Below are 18,454 nucleotides of genomic sequence, written 5' to 3' on the forward strand. Positions count from 1 at the left end.
ACCGGAGAAGTCGCATGAACCCGATCACCGTCCAAGACATCCTCGAAGCGGGCAAGCATGCCTCGCTGACCGGCAGCGTGTTGACCGAATGGGCCGAGAAGGGCACCCCGAAACAACGCGAATACCTCCACGAGGTCCTGCTGGCCGAGCACGAATCCCGGCAGGAGTCACGCCGCCAACGATTGCTGAAGGCAGCGAGGCTGCCGGCCATGAAAACACTCACCGGGTTCGACTACGGCAGTGTCCGGTTCCCGGAGGACTACGGCCGCGAACCCCTCGAATCCCTGGATTTCATCAACCGGGCCCAGGACCTGGTCCTCTACGGGGACGTCGGCACGGGCAAGACCCACATGGCCACCGCCCTGGTGGCCGCAGCCTGCCGGCAGGGCATCCAGGCCAGGTTCTTCACGACCTCCGCCCTGGTCATGATGCTGCGCCGCGCCAAGGACGAAGACCGCCTCGACAAGGAACTGGCCGCCCTGGCCAAGAACCAGCTCCTGGCGATTGACGAACTGGGCTACCTGCCGATCGATACCGAAGGGGCCAGGCTTCTCTTCCAGGTGATCGCTGACGGGTATGAAAAACGCAGCCTGATCATCACCACAAATTTGGAGTTTTCCCGCTGGGGAACAGTGTTCGGGGACGACAACATGGCCGCCGCCGTCATCGACCGGCTGGTCCACCACGGACGGCTTCTGCAATTCCGCGGCGAGTCCTACCGGGTCAAAAATGCCCTCATGAAATAGCCAACCGCTGAAATGGACCAGAAACGGGCCGAGGTGGCCTAATTCTTAGCGCTGAAACGGCCTACTTAGACTTGACGAAACACAGCTTCGTTGGCAGCGGGTCCAGGCGAATCGTCAGGTGGCCGGGAACGGTCGGGTCGATGTCCCCGGACTGGTGGAAGGCCTGGCGGATGAGCGCGTGGGCTTCGTTGGTGGCTTTGGCGTAGCCGGTGTTGGTGCGTATTTCCCTCGCGAGGGTCATCGCGGCATTGTAGGCGGCCATTCGGATGGCGTGGGTGATGAGTTTGGTTTCGGTGTCCGCCACTTGCTGGCCGGGGGCCAGGTCCCCGAGCCGGACCCTTTGCGGGAGGCGCTGGTGGGCTGCCTCCGCGGTGGTCAGGGCAGTTTCGGCCCCCCAGAGGGGTGCCTTGGCCTGGTTGATCATGGCATTGGTGACCGTGACCTCGTTCGTCCCTGCCGGCGGGTTTTTCAGGGCCAGCAGAGCAGCGTCGGCCTCGGCTGCTGCCTCGGCATGGTGCTTTCTGGCGGCGAGGACTTTTTGGTAGGCCCGGGCCCTGGCGGGGTTGGGGACCATCCGCTCCGGGTCATCGTCCGTGCCGGCGTAGGAGTCGTGGGAGTCAAGGTCGAAGTGCATGCGGGCGTAGCGGAACTGGTTTTCCTGCCGCCACCTGGCCCCGAGCCGGTGGATCGCCTCCCCGGCGTTCAGGTTCAGGTCGGTGGTCAGGAGGTGGATTTGCCGGGTCCCGCCACCTTTGGTGGGCACGATCCGGCTGATCTGACGCATTTGGAAGACCTCCCCGGTCGTCTTCGTGGCGGCCAGGGGCAGGTCCACGAGCGTGTCCGCCGCGAACCAGGTCCTCGTTTCCCCGTGTTCGTCGGTGTGGGCGACCCCGGTGAACAGGGCCTCCCCAAGGTCGGGTGTCGCGCCCTTGCGCCAGGTCAGCACGTCGAAGCCGGCCCCGGCCATGTGCGCGAAGAGGGCCGGTGACCAGCCGCCCTGGTCAAAACCCACCAGCACCCGCCGCCCGTCGCCGACGGCGGTGCGCAGTTCGGGCAGGAGGGCTCGGAGTTCCCCGGCCAGGGACGCGCCGGGTTCGGCCATGACCACGAACACGGGTGAGCCGTGGGCGTCGGCGACCCAGGTTTCCTCGGTCGCCGGGACCGGGAACTTCAACCGGGTCGAGTACAGCTTCCCGATCTTCTTCGTGCCCTGGTAGGCGCGCACGTGCCCGTCAACGTAGAGGACCGCGGCGAGGTTTTCCCCGCCCGGGCCGGTGGATGTGAGGTGGTGGGCAGCCAGGGCGGCGATCAGCTCCTGTGCCTTGCCGGTCTCGGCGAGCTGGCCGAGGCGCCGGCGGATGGTCTTCACTTCCGGGGCGCGGTCCAGGCCCAGAACCCGTCCCAGGTCCGCCGGGTTGAAGCGGGTTGCGCCCTCGGCCCGCGCTTCCCCGGCCAGGGCGCGGAGCACCGCATCCACCAGGATGCTCTCCAGGCCGTAGAAGCCGTTGGGCAACGACCCGTAGACGGCTTTCGCACCTTCGAGCAGGCCGCTTGCTTCCAGGGCGGGGAAGGCCAGGAACAACCCGGCATGGGGAACCCGGGCGGCCGCGGCAAACACCGGGGACGCGGCCTCCAGCTCTCCGGCGGCGGCGCGTTCGGCGGCGCGGGCCACAGGTGCCGGCAGGATCGGCAATTCCGGCTGTCGGGCATCCGGCGCCGGCGCGGCTGGTTCCGCAGCCGCTGGTGCCCCGGTCCGCGGCGAGTTTCAGGGCGCGGCGGACACTGAATTCCGAGACCCCCACCTCCGCGCCGATGGCACGCAGCGACCGATGCTGCGCACGCAGGGCCACTATCCGGCCGACCACCTCCCGGCCGAGCCGGGACGGGCCCTTCGGTCCCTTCTTCCCCTGGGCCAGGGCCGCCACGCCGCCGCCGGCGACGAGCTGGCCCCACTGCCACACCGACACTGGCGAAACACCAAAAGCCGCGGCAATTTCCGCCAGGGAGGCGGCACGGAGGCGCACGAGTTTCACGGCGGCCCAGCGGCGCGCTGCCGCATCGCCGCCATCCCAGACGTCGCTCAGCTGCCCACGAATGTAGACTTCCCCGCCCCGGGCGTCCTCCACCAGGGACACCGCCAATCCCACCGGTACGGCAGCCGGGACCATCACCGTGGGCAGGGGCGGCTGGGCAGTCATGAAAGCCATCATTCCATCCTTCAACACACGACAAGTTACTAACCTTATTTTATCGCAAAATGGACATGATTAACATCCCTTCATCCGTCGAAAACCCCGAAAAATCAACGAACGCCCCAAAACCCCACACAGCCATGTCCGGAGCCCTGGTGCTGCATGCGCAACCCTCGGTATGCGCCAGCTGAATGAGCAAAGGACCCGCACCCGCATAGGCGCTGGACATGAGCATTGTGGTCCAACAGTCCTTCAGACAGACGAGGGTTCAGCTCCTTGTTGGCTTGGGTAGCAAGTTGGGAATGTTTGTGACGACCGTGAAAGCGTCATTCTTCATGATGACTGTTTGCACATGTGCCAGCTCCCAACAACCGTCTCTGAGTTCGCCAAAGTGCCCCTAGGCATCAACGCTAGAGTTCTTCAGCAGCGCCCTCGAGGAGGCGGGAAGGGACTTTGACGGCGTGGATGTTGAAGAGCTTCCAAGCCGTACCGAGCTGCGTCCTATCGACCTCGCGCGCGATTTCCTGGATGGATCCGCCTTGGGCGAGGACGTGGAGCATGGCTCAGATTCATTCTTTGTATCGCATGCCGTGTCGCGCGGCTGAGGCCCCGTCATCAATATTTCCTTCGGGGATGAATAACAACCGAAGCAGTTTGATAGCAACTTGGCGCTGGTCGATTCGCATCGACTCGGCGATTTCGCGGATGTTTAGTCCGTGTTGGTATTCCCTGACGAGCCGGAACTGCTCGGCCTTGGTCCATGATCGTTCCATGTTTTCAAACGGATCGAAGATGTGTTGCCTAGAGGGATTCTCTGACGTCCTAGTGACAATATTCGGGGGAGCAACGGACGACATCCCACTTTGACGCCCAGGAGCTGGTGGACTGGACGGTCCCGGAATTGGCCGGATGGGCGGTGTCGGCGATGCGCCCGCTGCTACTGGGCTCGAGCTGGGCGTTGGCGCCTGAGTAGTGGTGGGCGGAAGCGGTGGAGGTGGCTGGAAGTAGGTGGGAACGGCCCTTGTTGTCGAAGGCTGGTATTGCGGGGAAACTGGATGTCGTGGCGCCACATCGAAAGGCGTCGGACGGTTGTTGGCATTTTCCTTGATGTTGACATGCACTGCAATAGCAACGAGGACTACAAGGATTATGGCGACAACAACTATTGCTACGACCAATAGTGCCGTCGGTTCCGGCCCAAGGATCATGCCGAAATTCTAGACCGGGGCAAAGCTCTCATGCTTGTTTCACATGACTTCTAAGAATCTGGCGAGGAATTTGGATGCCGTACCCGAGTTCAAGTGCGGCCGGGTCTCGACAGTCTCGACCAGCGAGGGTTTCGGCTTCGGGATCTCGACAAGCTCGATCGCCGGGCGTCAGCGCAGCGCCTTCGCGGCCGCGGCGCGGACGGCGTCGGTGAGCTGGTCGAGGGCGGGGGAGTGGAGCTTCCAGCGCTGCCAATAGAGGGCGACGTCGGTGGGTGTGCCGGGAAACAGTTCCACAAGGGTCCCGTCGGCCAGGTTTTCGAGGCAGTGTTGTTCGGGCAGCAGGGCCCAGCCCAGGCCGAGCAGGGTGGCGTGGGCAAACTCGGCCGGGTCTGGAATGTAGTGCTGCGGCGCGGTGATCTTCCCGCCGGTGCGCTCACGGAAGAAGCGGTCTTGCAAGGAGTCCGAGCGGTCGAACTGGACCACGGGCGCCAGGTCAAACGCTTCGGAGGTGGCGCCGTCGGGCAGCCAGCGGTCCATGAACCCTGGACTGGCCACGGCGCGGTACCGCAGCGCGCCCAATGGCACCACGCTGCAGCCCTGGACGGCGTCCGGGGTGGACGTCACCGCCGCCATGACGGCGCCCGAGCGCAGCAATGCGGTGGAATGCGCCTCGTCCTCGCGCAGGATCTCAAAGGTGTAGCCGGCCTCCGGCGACAGCGCAGCCAAGGCCTCAAGGAACCAGGTGGCCAGTGAATCGGCATTGACCACCAACGGAATGGGTGCGGAGCTGCCGAGGCCGTTCATCCCCAGCTCGGCGGCTGTGTCCTGCTCGAGTAGGCGCAGCTGCCGGGCCAAGCGCAGCACCGTTTCCCCGGCGGCCGTGGGCTGGACGGGCGTGGTGCGCCGCAGCAGAACTTGCCCCGCCGTCTGCTCCATGGCCTTGATGCGCTGCGACACGGCGGAGGCCGTGACGTGCAGGGCACCCGCGGCGGCGTCGAAGGTGCCGGCCTCGACGACGGAGGCAAAGGTGCGCAGGTGTTCCGACTGGAAGTGGACCATAAGTTTTCCTTAGCTATCCCAAGAATCATTAGCTGTACTCATCATGGTGCACGCCGTAGCGTCGATTGTTGTGAATCCTTCTGAACTTCTCTCCGCGGCGGGCTTGGGGCTTGGCACCGGACTGGCTCTGATCATTGCCATCGGCGCCCAAAACGCCTTTGTGCTGCGCCAGGGCATCCGCGGCGAACACGTGCTCCCGGTGGTGCTGGTCTGCGCGATTTCGGATGCGCTGCTGATCGCGGCCGGCATTGCGGGCATCGGCGTCGTGATCACGGCGGTTCCCGCCGTCGTCGTGGTGATCCGGCTGCTGGGGGCGGCGTTCCTGGTGGCTTACGGGGTGCTGGCGGCCAAGCGGGCGGTGCATCCGGGGGCACTCACCGCTTCCGGGTCTCGACAGGCTCGACCACCGGGCGCTCACCCACCGCTGGGTCCGGTGCTGGCAACGGTACTGGCATTGACGTGGCTGAACCCGCACGTGTATCTGGACACCGTGCTACTGCTGGGGTCGGTGGCGAACCAGCAGGGGCCGGAGCTGCGCTGGTGGTTTGGCGCGGGGGCGGCGCTGGGGAGCGTGCTCTGGTTCAGTGCGCTGGGATTTGGCGCACGGTTCCTGCGGCCGGTGTTCGCGAAGCCGCGGGCCTGGCGGGTGCTGGACGGGATCATCGCGGTGGTGATGGTGGCCCTGGGCGTGAAGATGGCGCTGGGGGTGTAGCGGGGAGGGACCTTGGCGACTGGATTTATATTTATTAACGGGTATGGTCTTTTAGACGGAATCAATTTCTGGTTGGAAAAGGAGCTGTCATGTCCGGAAAGTCACCCCAGGTCTCGAACGTCAAAAAACAGGGAAAGTCCATTAAGGAAAAGCGTGCCGACAAGCGGGAGCGGTCGGCCGCTGAGGGCGAGCTGATGCCCAAGCGGCGCAAGGGCGCGCGGTAGTTTTTCTGCTCTGAATTCGTAGCGCAATTTAATTGCGGCGATTTATGTTCTTTTAGTGATAAAAGGCGGCCGGCCTCAATCTGAGGCCGGCCGCCTTTTGCTTGGGGTTTCTTGGCCCCAGGCTCGCCCACCGATTGTGTCGGTGGGCGGGGATAGCTTAGGGCGATGACTTCATCAGCGAAGAAGAGCAGGACCAGGACGTGCCCGGTCTGCGGGTATGAGGCGTGGCCGATTGTGTACGGGATGGTGGGGTCGGGTGCTTGGGCGGAGAATCCGACGACGGAATTTGCCGGGTGCGTGGTTCCGATGGAAGAGCGGGTGAATCCGCGGACCGGGGAGCGGGAATCGGGCGCGGCGAAGTGGGCCTGCCAGAATGCGGAGTGCGGGCATCGGTGGTGGTGACGGGGGGGGCGGGGTTGCGGGGATCTCCGCGCGCTCGTTCCTCGCTCGGTCGAACACCGGCATAGCAGAGCGTCCGGTGCCCCCTGATGGGGGCGCCGGACGCTTGCTTGCCTAAGGCGTAAGTGCCGCCACCACGGGGACGGCGTCGATGGGGACGTCGGAGACGGTCTGGACAAACCGCTTGATGCGGGGATCGGCGTTGGGGCCGAAGACCGATTCCGGCGGGCCCTGCTGGCCCACGGAGCCCTCCTCCATGAAGACCACCCAGTCCGCCACGTCGCGGGCCAGCTTCATTTCGTGCGTGACGATCACCATGGTGATGCCCTCCTGCGCCAGGTCGGCGATGACGGAGAGCACCTCCTGGACCAGCTCCGGGTCAAGCGCCGAGGTGGGCTCGTCGAAGAGCATCACGGACGGCTTCATGGCCAGGGCCCGGGCGATGGCAACACGCTGCTGCTGGCCGCCGGAGAGCTGGTGCGGGTACTTCTTGGCGTGGGCGGACATGCCCACCTTGCCCAGCAGTTCCATGCCGAAGGCCTCGGCCTCGGCGCTGGACATCTGCCGCAGCTGGACGGGCGCCAGGGTCACGTTTTCCAGAACTGTCTTGTGCGGGAAGAGGTTGAACCGCTGGAATACCATGCCCACGTTGCGCCGCTGGAGCGAGATGTCCTTGTCGGACAGCGCCACGATCCGCCCCTGGGCACCGTGCTTGTTGCCCAGCAGCTGGCCGTTGACCTCGATCACGCCGCCGTCGGCCGGCTCCAGGTGGTTCAGCGTGCGCACCAGCGTGGTCTTGCCGGAACCGGACGGGCCGATCACCACCACCACCTCGCCGGCGTGGACATCGACGTCGACGCCCTTGAGCACCTGGTTGCCGTGGAAGGACTTGGTCACGCCCTGGGCGTGGACCAACTTCTCGCCGTCGTGCGGCCGGCGCTCGCGGCCCCGGACCACCCGAAGGTCCTCGGCGCACTCCGGTTCAGTCTGCAGTGCGGGCCGGCGCCGGTTGACGTCGAGCTTGCGCTCCAGCAGGGCCCGGAGCTGGTCGAAGACCGTCACCAGCAGGACGTAGAAGACGGCGACGGCCAGCAGGGTTTCCAGCACCAGGAAGTTCTGCGTGTACAGGCGCTGGCCCACCAGCAGGATCTCCTGGAGGGAGATCACGCTGGCCAGCGAGGTCAGCTTCAGGATGGAGACAAACTCGTTGCCCAGCGCGGGGAGCGCGATCCGGAAGGCCTGCGGAATCACCACGTGCCGCTGGACGTGCCCGTACGGCAGGCCCAGGGCGCGCGCCGCCTCGCGCTGGTCGATGGAGACGGCCAGCAGACCGCCGCGGTGGATCTCGGCCATGTACGCCGCCTCGCTCAGGACCAGCGCAATGAGCGCCGCGTTGAACGAGGAGCCCAGGATGACCTGGGTGGCCGGGAAGACCTGCGGGATGTTGTAGGCGAAGACCAGCAGGACCAGCAGCGGGAGCGAGCGGAACAGCCAGACGTAGAGGCCGGCAACCCTGGAGAGCAGTTTCGACCGCGATTCCTTCATCAACGCCAGGAGGATGCCCGCGATGTTCGCAATGAACCAGGCGAGAACGCTCAGGACGACGACGACGCCGGCGGCCTTCCAGAGTTCTGGATCGCCAAAGAGGGAGAAGGTGTAGGCCCAGTCGAAGGTCATGGCTAGCCCTGCTTCAGGGATTCGGCCAGCACCGCGGGGTCGACGGGCTCAAGGTTGTACTGCTTCAGGATGGCGGCGTAGGTGCCGGCGGTCTTCAGGTTCTCCAGGCTCTTGGTCAGGGCCGTCTGCAGTTCCGTGTTGCCCTTCTGGACGGCGAGGCCGACGGCGACGGGGTAGATGAGGGCGTCGGAGCTGATCTTCACGCGGCCGTTGGACTTGCTGACCACCGTCGTCGCCACGGCGGCGTCGGTCATCTGGGCGTCAACCTGGTTCGACAGCAGGGCCTGGGTGGCCTCCGGGTCCGTGGGGAACTCCTGGACGGTGATGGCGTCCTTGCCGTTGGTCTTGCACTTATCGCTCTCGGTGGTGGTCATGAGCTTGGCGATCACCGTCGCCGTGACAACCGAAACCTTCTTGCCGCACAGCGACTGGGCATCGGTCAGCGGCGCGGCGTCCTTGCCGACCACAATCGAGTTGCCGGTCTGGAAGTAGGGGACAAAGTCCACTTCCTTGCTGCGGGCGGAGGAGACATACAGGGTGGAGGCAATGACGTCGTAGCGGTCGGCCTTGATGCCCGCAACGATCTGGGCAAACCGGGTGTCGGAATACTGCGGCTTGAGGCCCAGGTCGGCGGCGACGGCGTTCATCACGTCAACGTCGAAGCCGGCGGGCTTGCCGTCGGTCAGCATGTCGTACGGCGGGTAGGTCAGGTCGATGCCGACGTTCAGGACGCCGGAGGTGTTGGTGGCCACCGAGGGGGCCTTGCTGGCCTCCTTGCTGGCGTCGGCGGCCGGGGCGGACCCGCCGCAGGCGGAGAGGGTGAGAGCCGCGGCCAGGGCTGCGCCGGTGAGAACGGAGATGCGGGTGAGGTTTTTCATGGGAGCAAACTTCCTTTTCGCTTAGGGGGAGCGCTTACTTGCACCAGAGGTTGACGGCGTTGGCGTAGACGTCGATGATTTGCCGGTATTTGGCCAGCTCGACCCATTCATCGGCCCAGCTGTAGGGCGGGGTGCCGGGGCCAACGTTGACGGCGGGGATGCCGAACTGCTTCAGCGGCACCATGTCTGTCCAGAACTGGATGCCCTGGTACACGGGTTCTGTGCCCGTGGCGGCGACGGCGGCCGCGACGGTGGTGGAGATGTCGGAGGAACGGTCGATCTCGTAGGGCAGCCGCGGGCCGCTGAGCCAGTGGTCGCTGAATTCCACGGTGGCCTGGATGCGGGGATCGGTGGCCTTGAGGTTGCTGATCATTTGCTCGACCTGCAGCTTGACGTCATAGGGGTCCTGGGACGGCAGCAGGCGGATGTCGCAGGTCATTTCGCAGCGGTCGGGCACCTGGTTGTGCTTGGTGCCGCCGCGGATGGTGCCGATGTTCAGGTTGGGGCCGCCCGGGAGGTCCGGGTGCGGGGTGTAGGGCATGGCGCCCTCCAGCTCCCGCATCGCCACGAGGATGGGTTCCATGGTTTCGATGGCGTTTAGGCCCATCTCCTTGGCGGAGGTGTGCGCCTGCTTTCCAAAGGTGGTGATCTTCAGGTACGCGGCGCCGCGGTGCACGGTGCCAATGGTGTTGTCGGTGGGCTCGCCGCAGATGGCGGCATCGGCGGTGAAACCGGCCTCCAGCAGCGAGCGGGTGCCCACGCCGCCCTCAAAATGGCACGAAACTCCCTGGAATATTACGTCGCCGCGCGGGCGCTCGCCGGAGGTGGCGATGCGCCGCATGACGGCCAGGGCCGCCGTCGTCGCCGCCTTCATGTCGGCAATTCCGGCCCCGTACACCCGGCCGTCTTCGACCTCGGGTCCGAAGGGGTCCTTGGTCCAATCCGGCGAGGTTTCGTAGATGTCCAGGTGCCCGTTGAGGATCAGTGATTTTCCACCGCCTGTACCGCGGATCCGCCCGCCAACACTGGGCCGGCCGGGCATGGACTCGACCAATTCGACGTCGTCCACGCCCCATGAGCGCATCTGCTCGGCCATGAACTCGGCCAGCTCCCGCTCAAGCCCCCACGTCGAATCGATGGCGAGGGTGTCGAACAAAAGCTGAAGATCGGGATCGATCATGGTCTTCTCCTTGGGTCTGGCGACTGCGATGGCGCTGAGATCGACTATGCAGTGGATCACACACCGTGTAAAACAGATGTATTCGAAGAAGGGTTTCGGTTTAATCGATGTCTAACGTCAGTTTGCGCCAACTTGAGTACCTGATCGCGGCCGCGGAAACGGGAAGTGTAACGGCCGCCGCGGCACGCGTCTACCTTTCCCAGTCGGCCGTTTCGACGGCGTTGACGGACCTGGAGGAGGCCCTCGGTGTGCAGATTTTCATCCGGCATCCGCGCGGCCTGTCGCTGACCAATGTGGGCCAGCAGGTGCTGACGGATGCCCGCAGGCTGCTGTCCGGCATGGAGGATCTGCGCAATTCGGCCCGGGAATCCAGCGAATCGCTCTCCGGCAAGCTGGTGGTGGGCTGCTACAGCACGCTGGCGCCCATCCTGCTGCCGCGCGTCATTGCGGACTTCACCAAGAACCATCCGGCTGTGGACCTGAGCTTCATCGAGGGATCGCACGCCCAGATGGAGGAGCAGCTGCGCGACGGCTCGCTGGATTTGGCCATCCTGTATGAATACGACTTCGGCAAGGGCCACCTGGCCAAGGACCTGGCGGTCACCGTGGTGGTCTCCACGCCGCCCTACGTCATCCTGCCGGAACGCCATGAGCTGGCCAGCCGCGAGACGCTCTCGCTCAAGGAGCTGGCCCCGCAGCCGCTGATCCTCTTCGACCTGCCGCCGGGCGGGGACTACTTCCTGTCCTTCTTCGCGGCGGAGAACCTGGCGCCGAACATCCGCTACCGCACCACCAGCTTCGAGATGGTCAGGGCCCTGGTGGCCCGCGGCCTGGGCTATTCCATCCTGAGCCAGCGGACCAACATCAACATGAGCTACGAGGGCCTGGGCTTTGTCACCCGGCCGCTGACCGGCGCGCTGCCCGGGCTCAACGTGGGCGCCGTGCACCTGAACGGCGTGCGGCTGACCCGCCGGGCCGTGGCCTTCATCGACCAATGCCGGACGTCGCTGGGCGCCAGGGCGTAGCCAGGCTTTCTCCCGGGTTCCCCGCCTCCGGGCCGTCCAGCGCTCCTCCGCCCCTCGGCGTGCCCGGCCCCCATCCGCAGCACGGCCGGCGGGACCATCCGCCCTAGGGTGTGTCTCCTAATCAGTGGTTTTGCGGTTTGGCATGATTGATGGGTGCCTTCTCGCTATTCCGTGTTGTCCGATGCCCAGTGGGAGTCCATTGCCCCGTTGATGCCCGATTCGTCGGGGAAACCGGGCCGACCCTTCAACGACCACCGGCTGATGACCGAGGGCATCATCTACCGCTACCGGGCAGGGATCCCATGGCGTGATCTCCCTGCCTATTTCGGGTCGTGGAAGACCGTGTGGAAGCACCACCGCCGCAACGCCGCCAACGGGACCTGGGACAAGGTCCTGGCGGCGTTGCTGACCCGCGCGGACACGGCCGGGCTGATCAACTGGGAGGTCTCGATCGACTCCACGGTCAACCGTGCCCACCAGCACGGCACGAACCTGCCCCGCCACACAGGGGGACCTGTCGAATTACAGGAATCTGCTCGACGAGCCTGAGGACCATGCCATCGGCCGGTCCCGCGGCGGGCTGACCACCAAGATCCACGCCCTGGTGGATGGCAACATGCGTCCCCTGGTCCTGCTGCTGGGGCCGGGCCAGGGCGGGGACTCGCCGATGTTTGAGAACCTCATGGAGGCCCTGAAGGTAGAAAGGCCCGGTCCCGGCCGGGCCCGCACCCGCCCGGACCGGGCCATGGCCGACAAGGCCTATTCCTCCAAAGCAATCCGGGCGTACCTGCGCGGGCGGGGCATCGAGTGCGTTATCCCGGAAAAGGACGACCAGAAGGCCAACCGGAAACGCAAGGGCTCCGCCGGGGGACGCCCCGTCAGATACGACAGGGACGCCTACAAACGGCGCAATGTGGTCGAGCGCAGCTTCAACACCCTCAAGCAATGGCGGTCCCTGGCCACCCGCTACGACAAACTGGCCCTCACCTACCGCTCAGCGGCCGTCCTGCACGCCGTCGTCATCTGGAGCGCCGCATTGGGAGACACGCCCTAGGCGAGATATCTAAAAAACCGAAGGCAATGCTCTGAAAGTTATGTTGGACACATATCCAGCCCGCTCCCAATACTGATTGCAGACCAACTCCGCAACAGGACAAAGGAGCACACGATGACTGTTTCAGCCGATAGCACCTCCGCGGACGCACCGCCCGCCGCCCGACCCTACGATCCGTTCATCGCCGCGATGGGCGCGGTGGCCACCGGCGTCACGGTGGTGGCCACCGACGGCGCCACGGGCCGGTTCGCCCAGACGGTGAGCGCCATGTGCTCCGTCTCCGCGGACCCCCGCCTGGTGCTGGTGTGCATCAACAGCCGCAGCCCCATCAACGAGGCCATCCACGCCAACGGGACCTTCACCGTCAACGTCCTGGGCAGCCAGCACGACCACGTGGCCGACACCTTCGCCGGCCGGCCCTGGCCCGGCAAGGAGCCGTGGGACTTCAGCTGCGGCGAATGGGTGCCGGCCCCCTCCGGATCGCCGCGCATCCGCGACGCCGTCGCCAGCTTCGATTGCACCATCCACCAGGTGGTGGAGGCCGGCACCCACCGGATCTACATCGGAGCCGTCGCCGACGTCGAAACCCACGGCGGGGACCCGCTGATCTACAGCGCCCAGGCCTATGCCAAGCCCCTCCCCGTGCCGCCGTCGGTCTTTGACGACTACCCCGGCTCGGGCCCCACGTACCGCAAGAACACTAAGGAGAACGCCAAATGATCCGCACCGGAGATGAATACCGCGAGTCCATCCGCGACGGCCGCAAGGTCTGGATCAACGGGGAGAAGGTGGCCGACGTCACCACCCACCCGATGTTCAAGCCGATCGTGGACGTCCGGGCCCGGATCTACGACCTGGCCCACGAGGAAGCCACCCAGAAGGTGATGACGTACACCGACGAGGCCACCGGCGAGCTGAACGCCATCGCCAACCGGCTGCCCACCACCGCGCAGGATTGGCACGACAAGCGGGCCGCCGTGGACCTGGTCCAGCGCGAGGCCGGCGGCGTGGTCACCCGGGTGGGCGATGAAACCATCGGCGAGATGTGGTCGCTCTACGACGGCCAGGACGTGCTCAACGAGGTGGACCCGCGCTTCTCCGAGAACATCCGCCGGCACATCGAGAAGTCGATCACCGCGGACCCCTTCCACGTCTCCGCCAACACCGACCCCAAGGGCGACCGCTCCAAGGCCCCGCAGGACCAGGACCCGGACATGCTGCTCCACGTGGTCCGCGAAACCGACAACGGCATTGTGGTCCGCGGCGCGAAGTACGAGACGGCCGCCGCCTACTCCAACCAGGCCTTCACCAAGCCCACCATCGCCAACTGGGGCAACAGCGAGCTCTCCGACTACGCCGTCGGATTCGTCATGGACATGGGCACGCCCGGGCTGAAGTTCATCTCCCGCAACGGCTTTGCCGGCAAGGGCCCGGCGGCGGACTACCCGCTCTCCAACCGGGTGGACGAGGTGGAATCCCTGGTGGTGTTCGACGACGTCGAGATCCCCTGGGAGGACGTGCTGTTCTACCGGCACACCAAGGCCGCGGCGTTCATCCGCTCCACCCTGCACCGCTACAGCGCCTTCCCATTTGTCCAGCGCACCCTGCACCTGGCGGACCTGATGATCGGCGCCGCGCTATGGAACGTGAAGCAGACCGGGCTGGAGAAGCAGCAGGCCGTCCAGGAGAAGCTGGCCCAGCTGGCCGTCTACCGCGAGGGCATCAACGCCCACCTCACGGCGGCCATCGCCAATGCCGAGACCAGCCCCGGCGGGCTGCTCATGCCCAACCAGTCGCTGCTCTACGCGGGACGTGTGTCGGCCCTGTCCCAGCTGCCGGCCATGATGCACATGGCCCGCGAGCTGTGCGGCGGCCAGATCTGCATCACCCCCGATGCGGCCACCTTCGGCAACCCCGAGGCGTCGCCGTGGCTGGAGAAGTTCTACTCCATCAACGACAACTGGGTTTCCGAGGACCGCCGCAAGCTGCTGTCCTTTGCCCGCGACCTGCTCAACAGCGACTACGCCGGGCACCGCCTGACGTTCCAGCTCTTTGCCCAGTCCCCGCCCTTCGCCCAGCTGGGCGCGGTGTACCGCAACTTCGACTTTGAGGGTCCGCTGGACCTGGTGAAGTCCTCCGCCGGCCTGTCCGACAAGATCCTGGGCGGGGTGCCGGACTGATGGCGCACACCAGGATCAGGACCTTCAACACGAAGGAAACGTACCCGGAGCAGAACCTGGACAACGATCTGTGCCAGGCGGTGGTGGCCAACGGCGTCGTCTACCTGCGCGGGCAGATCGGCCAGGACCTGGACACCCGGGAGTCCATCGGGATCGGCGACGTCGAGGCCCAGGCCGAGAAGGCGATGGCCAACATCAAGCTGCTGCTGGAGGAGGCGGGCGGCTCGCTGGCGGACATCGTGAAGGTGACGGTGTACCTGATCGACCCGCGCTACCGTGAACCCGTCTACCGGACCATGGGCAAGTGGCTCAAGGGCGTCTTCCCGGTGTCCACCGGGCTGGTGGTCAGCGCCCTGGCCCGGCCCGAATGGCTGGTGGAGATCGATGCCACGGCCGTGCTCAGCAGTTCCGCCAACACCACCGCCGCCGCGGCGAACTAAGTAGGAGTTCCGATGACGTTTTCCCTTGTAGCCCGTGACCCGCTGACCGGCGCCTTTGGCATGGTGGTCACCTCGTCCTCGCCCGCCGTCGCCGCCCGCTGCGTGCACCTGCGCCAGGGTGTGGGCGGTGCCGCCTCGCAGAACATCACCGATCCCGGGCTGGGTGCGCAACTGCTGGACCTGCTCGAGGCCGGCACCCCGGCGGACGAGGCGATGGCCAAGCTGGTGGCCGGCACACCGGACATCGACTACCGCCAGCTCAGCGTGGTGGATGCCTCCGGCGGCACCGCCTCCTTCAGCGGTTCCGGGACGCTGGGCACGCACCGGACGGTGGCGGGCGACGGCGCCGTGGCCGCCGGCAACCTGCTCTCCTCCCCGGACGTCGTGGATGCCATTCTGGCCGGCTACAGCCAGGCGACCGGCGCCTTCGAGGACCGGCTGCTCGCGGGCCTGGCCGCCGGGCGCGACGCCGGCGGCGAGGAGGGCCCGCAGCACTCGGCGGGACTCGTCGTCGTCGACCAGGCGGCCTGGCCCGTCACCGACCTGCGCGTGGACTGGGACGATGAGGACCCGATTGCCGCCCTTGCCCAGCTGTGGGCGCTGTGGGAGCCGCAGAAGCTGGACTACTACACCCGCGCGGTCCACCCGGAGACGGCCCCCAGCTACGGTGTTCCGGGGGACCTGTGAACAAGATGAAGGACATTGTCGGCGCACGCGTCGACGCCCTGGAGGACCGGCTGCTGGCACTCTCGCACCGGATCCATGCCAACCCGGAGGTCGCCTGGGCCGAGGTCAACGCCTCGGCCTGGGTAGCCGCCGAACTGGCCGGGGTGGGGTTCAGCGTGCAGAAGAACCTCTGCGGACTGCCGACGGCGTTTGCCGCCACGGTGGGCAGCGGCAGCCTGCACCTGGGCATCTGCGCCGAATACGACGCCCTGCCGGGGCTGGGGCACGCCTGCGGGCACAACATCATTGCCGCCGCGGCCGTGGGTGCGGCCGCGGCGCTGGCCCCGGTGGTGGACGCGCTGGGCATCACGCTCACCGTCTTCGGCACACCGGCCGAGGAGGGCGGCGGCGGCAAGATCGAGCTGCTGGAAGGTGGCGCGTTCGACGGCGTGCACGCGATGATGATGGTCCACCCGGGCCCGCTGGACGTGGCCCGGGCCGAGCCGTACGCCGTCTCGCACAGCAAAATCCGCTACCGGGGCAAGGCCAGCCACGCCGCCGCCTACCCCGAGCGCGGGGTCAATGCGGCGGACGCCTTCACCGTGGCGCAGGTGGCCATCGGGCTGCTGCGCCAGCAGCTCGAATCCGGCGTCCGCGTCCACGGCGTTCTCACCAGCGGGGGAGAGGCGCCCAACGCCATCCCCGAGGTGACGGAGGGCCGCTGGTACGTGCGGGCCGGCTCGCTGGCAGAGCTGTCGGTGCTGGAGGAGAAGGTGCGCCGCTGCTTCGAGGCCGGTGCCCTGTCCACCGGCTGCGAGCTGGAGATCGAGGCCGAGAGCAAGCCGTACGCCGAATTCGCCACCGACGAGGCGATGCTTGAGCTCTACGTTGCCAATGCCACCGCGCTGGGCCGGACGTTCACCACGTCCGGGCCGGACATGCGGATGAACCGCGCGTCCACCGACATGGGCAATGTGTCCCAGATGCTGCCGGCCATCCACCCGTACATCGGCATTGGCTCGCTGCCGGCGGTCAACCACCAGAAGGAATTCGCCGCTGCCGCCGTCACGGACGCCGCGGACCGCGCCGTCGTCGACGCCGCCAAGGCCATGGCCCAGACCTGCATCGACCTGGCCGAGAACGCTTCTTTGCGGGAGCGGCTGATCGGCCGCCTGGCCGCCCGCAATGCCGCCCGGTTCCTGCCGGAAATCCCGGACCTGCCGCTGGAAATGGAGACCGCTGATGTCCGTTGAAACGTCTGTTGCTACGTCCGCTGGGACCCGCCGCGAACACGATCTGATCGGCTGGCTGGACGTGCCGGCCGACGCCTACTACGGCGTCCACACGGTGCGCGCCAGCCTGAACTTCCCCATTTCCGGCGTCTCGATCGGGCTCTACACGCATCTGGTGGTGGCCCTGGCCGCGGTCAAGGAGGCGGCCGCCACCACCAACCACGAGCTGGGGCTGCTGGACGGTCCGCGCGCCGACGCGATCGTGGCTGCCTGCCGCGAGATCCGCGCCGGCAAATTGCACGAGGAGTTCATTGTCGATGTCGTCCAGGGCGGCGCGGGCACCTCGACCAACATGAACGCGAACGAGGTGATCGCCAACCGGGCGCTGGAACTGATGGGCGCGGCGCGCGGCGCGTACGAGCTGCTGCACCCGCTGGACCACGTGAACCTGGGCCAAAGCACCAACGACGTCTACCCGACGGCGCTGCGCGTGGGGCTGCACCGCGCCGCCGAGGACTTGCTGGCCGCCATGGCCTTGCTGCGGGAATCCTTCGAGGCCAAGGCTGTGGAGTTTGCAAGCTTTTTGAAGATGGGGCGCACCCAGCTCCAGGACGCCGTGCCGATGACCCTGGGCCAGGAATTCCGGACGTTCGCCGTCATGATGGCCGAGGACGAGCAGCGGCTGCGCGAGGCGATGGATCTGATCCGCGAGGTCAACCTCGGCGGCACGGCCATCGGCACCGGGCTGAACTCGCATGTCGACTATGCCCGGATGGCGTGCGAGCAGCTGGCGGAGATCAGCGGCGTGGGCGTGGTCCCGGCCGGCGACCTGATCGAGGCGACGCAGGATGTGGGCGGACTGGTCCAGCTGCACAGCGTGCTCAAACGCATTGCCGTGAAGCTGTCCAAGGTGGCCAACGATCTGCGCCTGCTCTCCTCCGGCCCGCGCGCCGGCTTCGGCGAAATCCAGCTGCCCGCCGTCCAGGCCGGCTCCTCGATCATGCCGGGCAAGGTGAATCCGGTGATCCCCGAGGTGGTCAACCAGGTGGCCTATTCCGTCGTCGGCAACGACATCACCATCACCATGGCGGCCGAATCCGGGCAGCTGCAGCTCAACGCGTTCGAGCCGGTCATGGCCCGGGCCCTGTTTTCCTCGCTGGGCGAGCTGCGTTCGGCCTGCACCGTGCTGGCCGAACGGTGCGTGGACGGCATCACCGCCGACCCCGCAGCCCTGCTGGCCAGCGTGGAGCGGTCCATCGGCCTGGTCACCGCGCTGGTCCCGTTCCTGGGCTACAAGACCTCAACGGAGGTGGCCCAGCAGGCCATGGCCACCGGTGCAAGCGTGGTGGACGTGGTCCGGGACAAGGGCCTGATGAGCGACGCCGAGCTGGCCGAGGTGCTCGGCTCCCCGCACCTGCTCACCGCGCCCGGCCTGCGGGCCGCCGCTGCTGGTTTCGCTGGTTGAGCCTGCCGCGGCGGTCTCGGCTCCGCGCAACCTGCCTCGCTGGTCGAGCGGAGTCGAGACCTCCCGCCGTTGGATTGATCCCTGCGGCTCTTCCGGCGTGGGGCTGCTGGCCGTAGT

The 18,454-nt window shown here is 66.5% G+C and carries 17 protein-coding genes; 11 read left to right on the top strand and 6 right to left on the bottom strand.

Annotated features, from left to right (window positions below; genetic code table 11):
* Window positions 1–14 precede the first annotated feature (14 nt).
* Window positions 15–746 (top strand): IS21-like element helper ATPase IstB, encoded by a 732-nt coding sequence (istB, locus tag ACQCSX_RS14385; RefSeq protein ID WP_427015968.1) that lies wholly within the window; start codon window positions 15–17, stop codon window positions 744–746.
* Between the two features lie 61 nt (window positions 747–807).
* Here istB and ACQCSX_RS14390 read toward each other — a convergent pair whose 3' ends face one another.
* From ACQCSX_RS14390 to ACQCSX_RS14400, 3 genes are all read right to left on the bottom strand, one after another.
* Complete coding sequence (locus ACQCSX_RS14390) at window positions 808–2,439, bottom strand: putative transposase (RefSeq protein ID WP_427015969.1); 1,632 nt, start codon at window positions 2,437–2,439, stop codon at window positions 808–810.
* 909 nt (window positions 2,440–3,348) lie between these two features.
* A complete protein-coding gene (locus ACQCSX_RS14395; protein ID WP_427015970.1) occupies window positions 3,349–3,498 on the bottom strand; it encodes a hypothetical protein in 150 nt (49 codons plus the stop codon).
* 816 nt (window positions 3,499–4,314) lie between these two features.
* Window positions 4,315–5,205 (bottom strand): LysR family transcriptional regulator ArgP, encoded by an 891-nt coding sequence (locus tag ACQCSX_RS14400; protein ID WP_427015971.1) that lies wholly within the window; start codon window positions 5,203–5,205, stop codon window positions 4,315–4,317.
* Between the two features lie 70 nt (window positions 5,206–5,275).
* On the opposite strand from ACQCSX_RS14400, the gene ACQCSX_RS14405 reads away from it, so the two are divergent.
* Window positions 5,276–5,917, top strand: a complete 642-nt coding sequence (locus tag ACQCSX_RS14405; RefSeq protein ID WP_427015972.1) for a LysE/ArgO family amino acid transporter — start codon at window positions 5,276–5,278, stop codon at window positions 5,915–5,917.
* A gap of 89 nt (window positions 5,918–6,006) precedes the next feature.
* A complete protein-coding gene (locus tag ACQCSX_RS14410) occupies window positions 6,007–6,141 on the top strand; it encodes a hypothetical protein (protein ID WP_427015973.1) in 135 nt (44 codons plus the stop codon).
* A gap of 513 nt (window positions 6,142–6,654) precedes the next feature.
* On the opposite strand, the gene ACQCSX_RS14415 is transcribed toward ACQCSX_RS14410, so the two are convergent.
* The 3 genes from ACQCSX_RS14415 to ACQCSX_RS14425 are packed head-to-tail and all read right to left on the bottom strand — an operon-like array spanning window position 6,655 to window position 10,275.
* Complete coding sequence (locus tag ACQCSX_RS14415) at window positions 6,655–8,217, bottom strand: amino acid ABC transporter permease/ATP-binding protein (RefSeq protein WP_427015974.1); 1,563 nt, start codon at window positions 8,215–8,217, stop codon at window positions 6,655–6,657.
* A 2-nt stretch (window positions 8,218–8,219) separates the two neighbouring features.
* The gene (locus ACQCSX_RS14420; protein WP_427015975.1) at window positions 8,220–9,095 is read right to left on the bottom strand and encodes an ABC transporter substrate-binding protein; all 876 of its coding nucleotides are present in this window, start codon (window positions 9,093–9,095) and stop codon (window positions 8,220–8,222) included.
* Window positions 9,096–9,129: 34 nt separating this feature from the next.
* Window positions 9,130–10,275: a M20 family metallopeptidase gene (locus ACQCSX_RS14425; protein ID WP_427015976.1), complete on the bottom strand. Its 1,146-nt coding sequence runs from the start codon at window positions 10,273–10,275 to the stop codon at window positions 9,130–9,132.
* Window positions 10,276–10,382: 107 nt separating this feature from the next.
* Between ACQCSX_RS14425 and ACQCSX_RS14430 the strand changes: the two genes are divergently transcribed.
* From ACQCSX_RS14430 to ACQCSX_RS14465, 8 genes are all read left to right on the top strand, one after another.
* A complete protein-coding gene (locus tag ACQCSX_RS14430; protein ID WP_427015977.1) occupies window positions 10,383–11,300 on the top strand; it encodes a LysR family transcriptional regulator in 918 nt (305 codons plus the stop codon).
* 210 nt (window positions 11,301–11,510) lie between these two features.
* Window positions 11,511–12,354, top strand: a protein-coding gene (locus ACQCSX_RS14435; protein ID WP_427018933.1) for an IS5 family transposase whose coding sequence is annotated in 2 segments (ribosomal slippage) — window positions 11,511–11,816 and window positions 11,818–12,354 — 843 coding nt in all. Because the reading frame shifts where the segments join, the coding sequence is not laid out codon by codon here.
* Between the two features lie 114 nt (window positions 12,355–12,468).
* Window positions 12,469–13,074, top strand: coding sequence for a flavin reductase family protein (locus ACQCSX_RS14440; RefSeq protein WP_427015978.1), 606 nt, complete (start codon window positions 12,469–12,471; stop codon window positions 13,072–13,074).
* Window positions 13,071–14,534: a 4-hydroxyphenylacetate 3-hydroxylase family protein gene (locus ACQCSX_RS14445; protein WP_427015979.1), complete on the top strand. Its 1,464-nt coding sequence runs from the start codon at window positions 13,071–13,073 to the stop codon at window positions 14,532–14,534. Before ACQCSX_RS14440 ends, ACQCSX_RS14445 begins: the two co-directional genes overlap by 4 nt.
* Entirely contained in the window at window positions 14,534–14,974 is a 441-nt protein-coding gene (locus tag ACQCSX_RS14450; protein ID WP_427015980.1) for a RidA family protein, read from the top strand. The genes ACQCSX_RS14445 and ACQCSX_RS14450 overlap by 1 nt, the downstream gene beginning before the upstream one ends.
* Window positions 14,975–14,986: 12 nt before the next feature.
* Window positions 14,987–15,661: a DUF1028 domain-containing protein gene (locus tag ACQCSX_RS14455; protein WP_427015981.1), complete on the top strand. Its 675-nt coding sequence runs from the start codon at window positions 14,987–14,989 to the stop codon at window positions 15,659–15,661.
* Between the two features lie 5 nt (window positions 15,662–15,666).
* On the top strand, window positions 15,667–16,893 hold the full coding sequence (locus ACQCSX_RS14460) for an amidohydrolase (RefSeq protein WP_427019058.1): 1,227 nt from the start codon (window positions 15,667–15,669) through the stop codon (window positions 16,891–16,893).
* On the top strand, window positions 16,883–18,337 hold the full coding sequence (locus tag ACQCSX_RS14465; RefSeq protein ID WP_427015982.1) for an aspartate ammonia-lyase: 1,455 nt from the start codon (window positions 16,883–16,885) through the stop codon (window positions 18,335–18,337). Before ACQCSX_RS14460 ends, ACQCSX_RS14465 begins: the two co-directional genes overlap by 11 nt.
* Window positions 18,338–18,454 lie beyond the last annotated feature (117 nt).

This window comes from Pseudarthrobacter sp. P1 (genome assembly GCF_050156935.1).
In the GTDB taxonomy this organism is placed as follows: Bacteria; Actinomycetota; Actinomycetes; order Actinomycetales; family Micrococcaceae; genus Specibacter.

What these genes read in the sequence shown, in the direction of transcription:
- istB (WP_427015968.1), top strand. Translation starts at nt 15, where the DNA reads ATGAACCCGATCACCGTCCAAGACATCCTCGAAGCGGGCAAGCATGCC.
- ACQCSX_RS14395 (WP_427015970.1), bottom strand. Translation starts at nt 3,498, where the DNA reads ATGCTCCACGTCCTCGCCCAAGGCGGATCCATCCAGGAAATCGCGCGC.
- ACQCSX_RS14400 (WP_427015971.1), bottom strand. Translation starts at nt 5,205, where the DNA reads ATGGTCCACTTCCAGTCGGAACACCTGCGCACCTTTGCCTCCGTCGTC.
- ACQCSX_RS14410 (WP_427015973.1), top strand. Translation starts at nt 6,007, where the DNA reads ATGTCCGGAAAGTCACCCCAGGTCTCGAACGTCAAAAAACAGGGAAAG.
- ACQCSX_RS14415 (WP_427015974.1), bottom strand. Translation starts at nt 8,217, where the DNA reads ATGACCTTCGACTGGGCCTACACCTTCTCCCTCTTTGGCGATCCAGAA.
- ACQCSX_RS14420 (WP_427015975.1), bottom strand. Translation starts at nt 9,095, where the DNA reads ATGAAAAACCTCACCCGCATCTCCGTTCTCACCGGCGCAGCCCTGGCC.
- ACQCSX_RS14425 (WP_427015976.1), bottom strand. Translation starts at nt 10,275, where the DNA reads ATGATCGATCCCGATCTTCAGCTTTTGTTCGACACCCTCGCCATCGAT.
- ACQCSX_RS14430 (WP_427015977.1), top strand. Translation starts at nt 10,383, where the DNA reads ATGTCTAACGTCAGTTTGCGCCAACTTGAGTACCTGATCGCGGCCGCG.
- ACQCSX_RS14440 (WP_427015978.1), top strand. Translation starts at nt 12,469, where the DNA reads ATGACTGTTTCAGCCGATAGCACCTCCGCGGACGCACCGCCCGCCGCC.
- ACQCSX_RS14445 (WP_427015979.1), top strand. Translation starts at nt 13,071, where the DNA reads ATGATCCGCACCGGAGATGAATACCGCGAGTCCATCCGCGACGGCCGC.
- ACQCSX_RS14450 (WP_427015980.1), top strand. Translation starts at nt 14,534, where the DNA reads ATGGCGCACACCAGGATCAGGACCTTCAACACGAAGGAAACGTACCCG.
- ACQCSX_RS14455 (WP_427015981.1), top strand. Translation starts at nt 14,987, where the DNA reads ATGACGTTTTCCCTTGTAGCCCGTGACCCGCTGACCGGCGCCTTTGGC.
- ACQCSX_RS14460 (WP_427019058.1), top strand. Translation starts at nt 15,667, where the DNA reads ATGAAGGACATTGTCGGCGCACGCGTCGACGCCCTGGAGGACCGGCTG.
- ACQCSX_RS14465 (WP_427015982.1), top strand. Translation starts at nt 16,883, where the DNA reads ATGTCCGTTGAAACGTCTGTTGCTACGTCCGCTGGGACCCGCCGCGAA.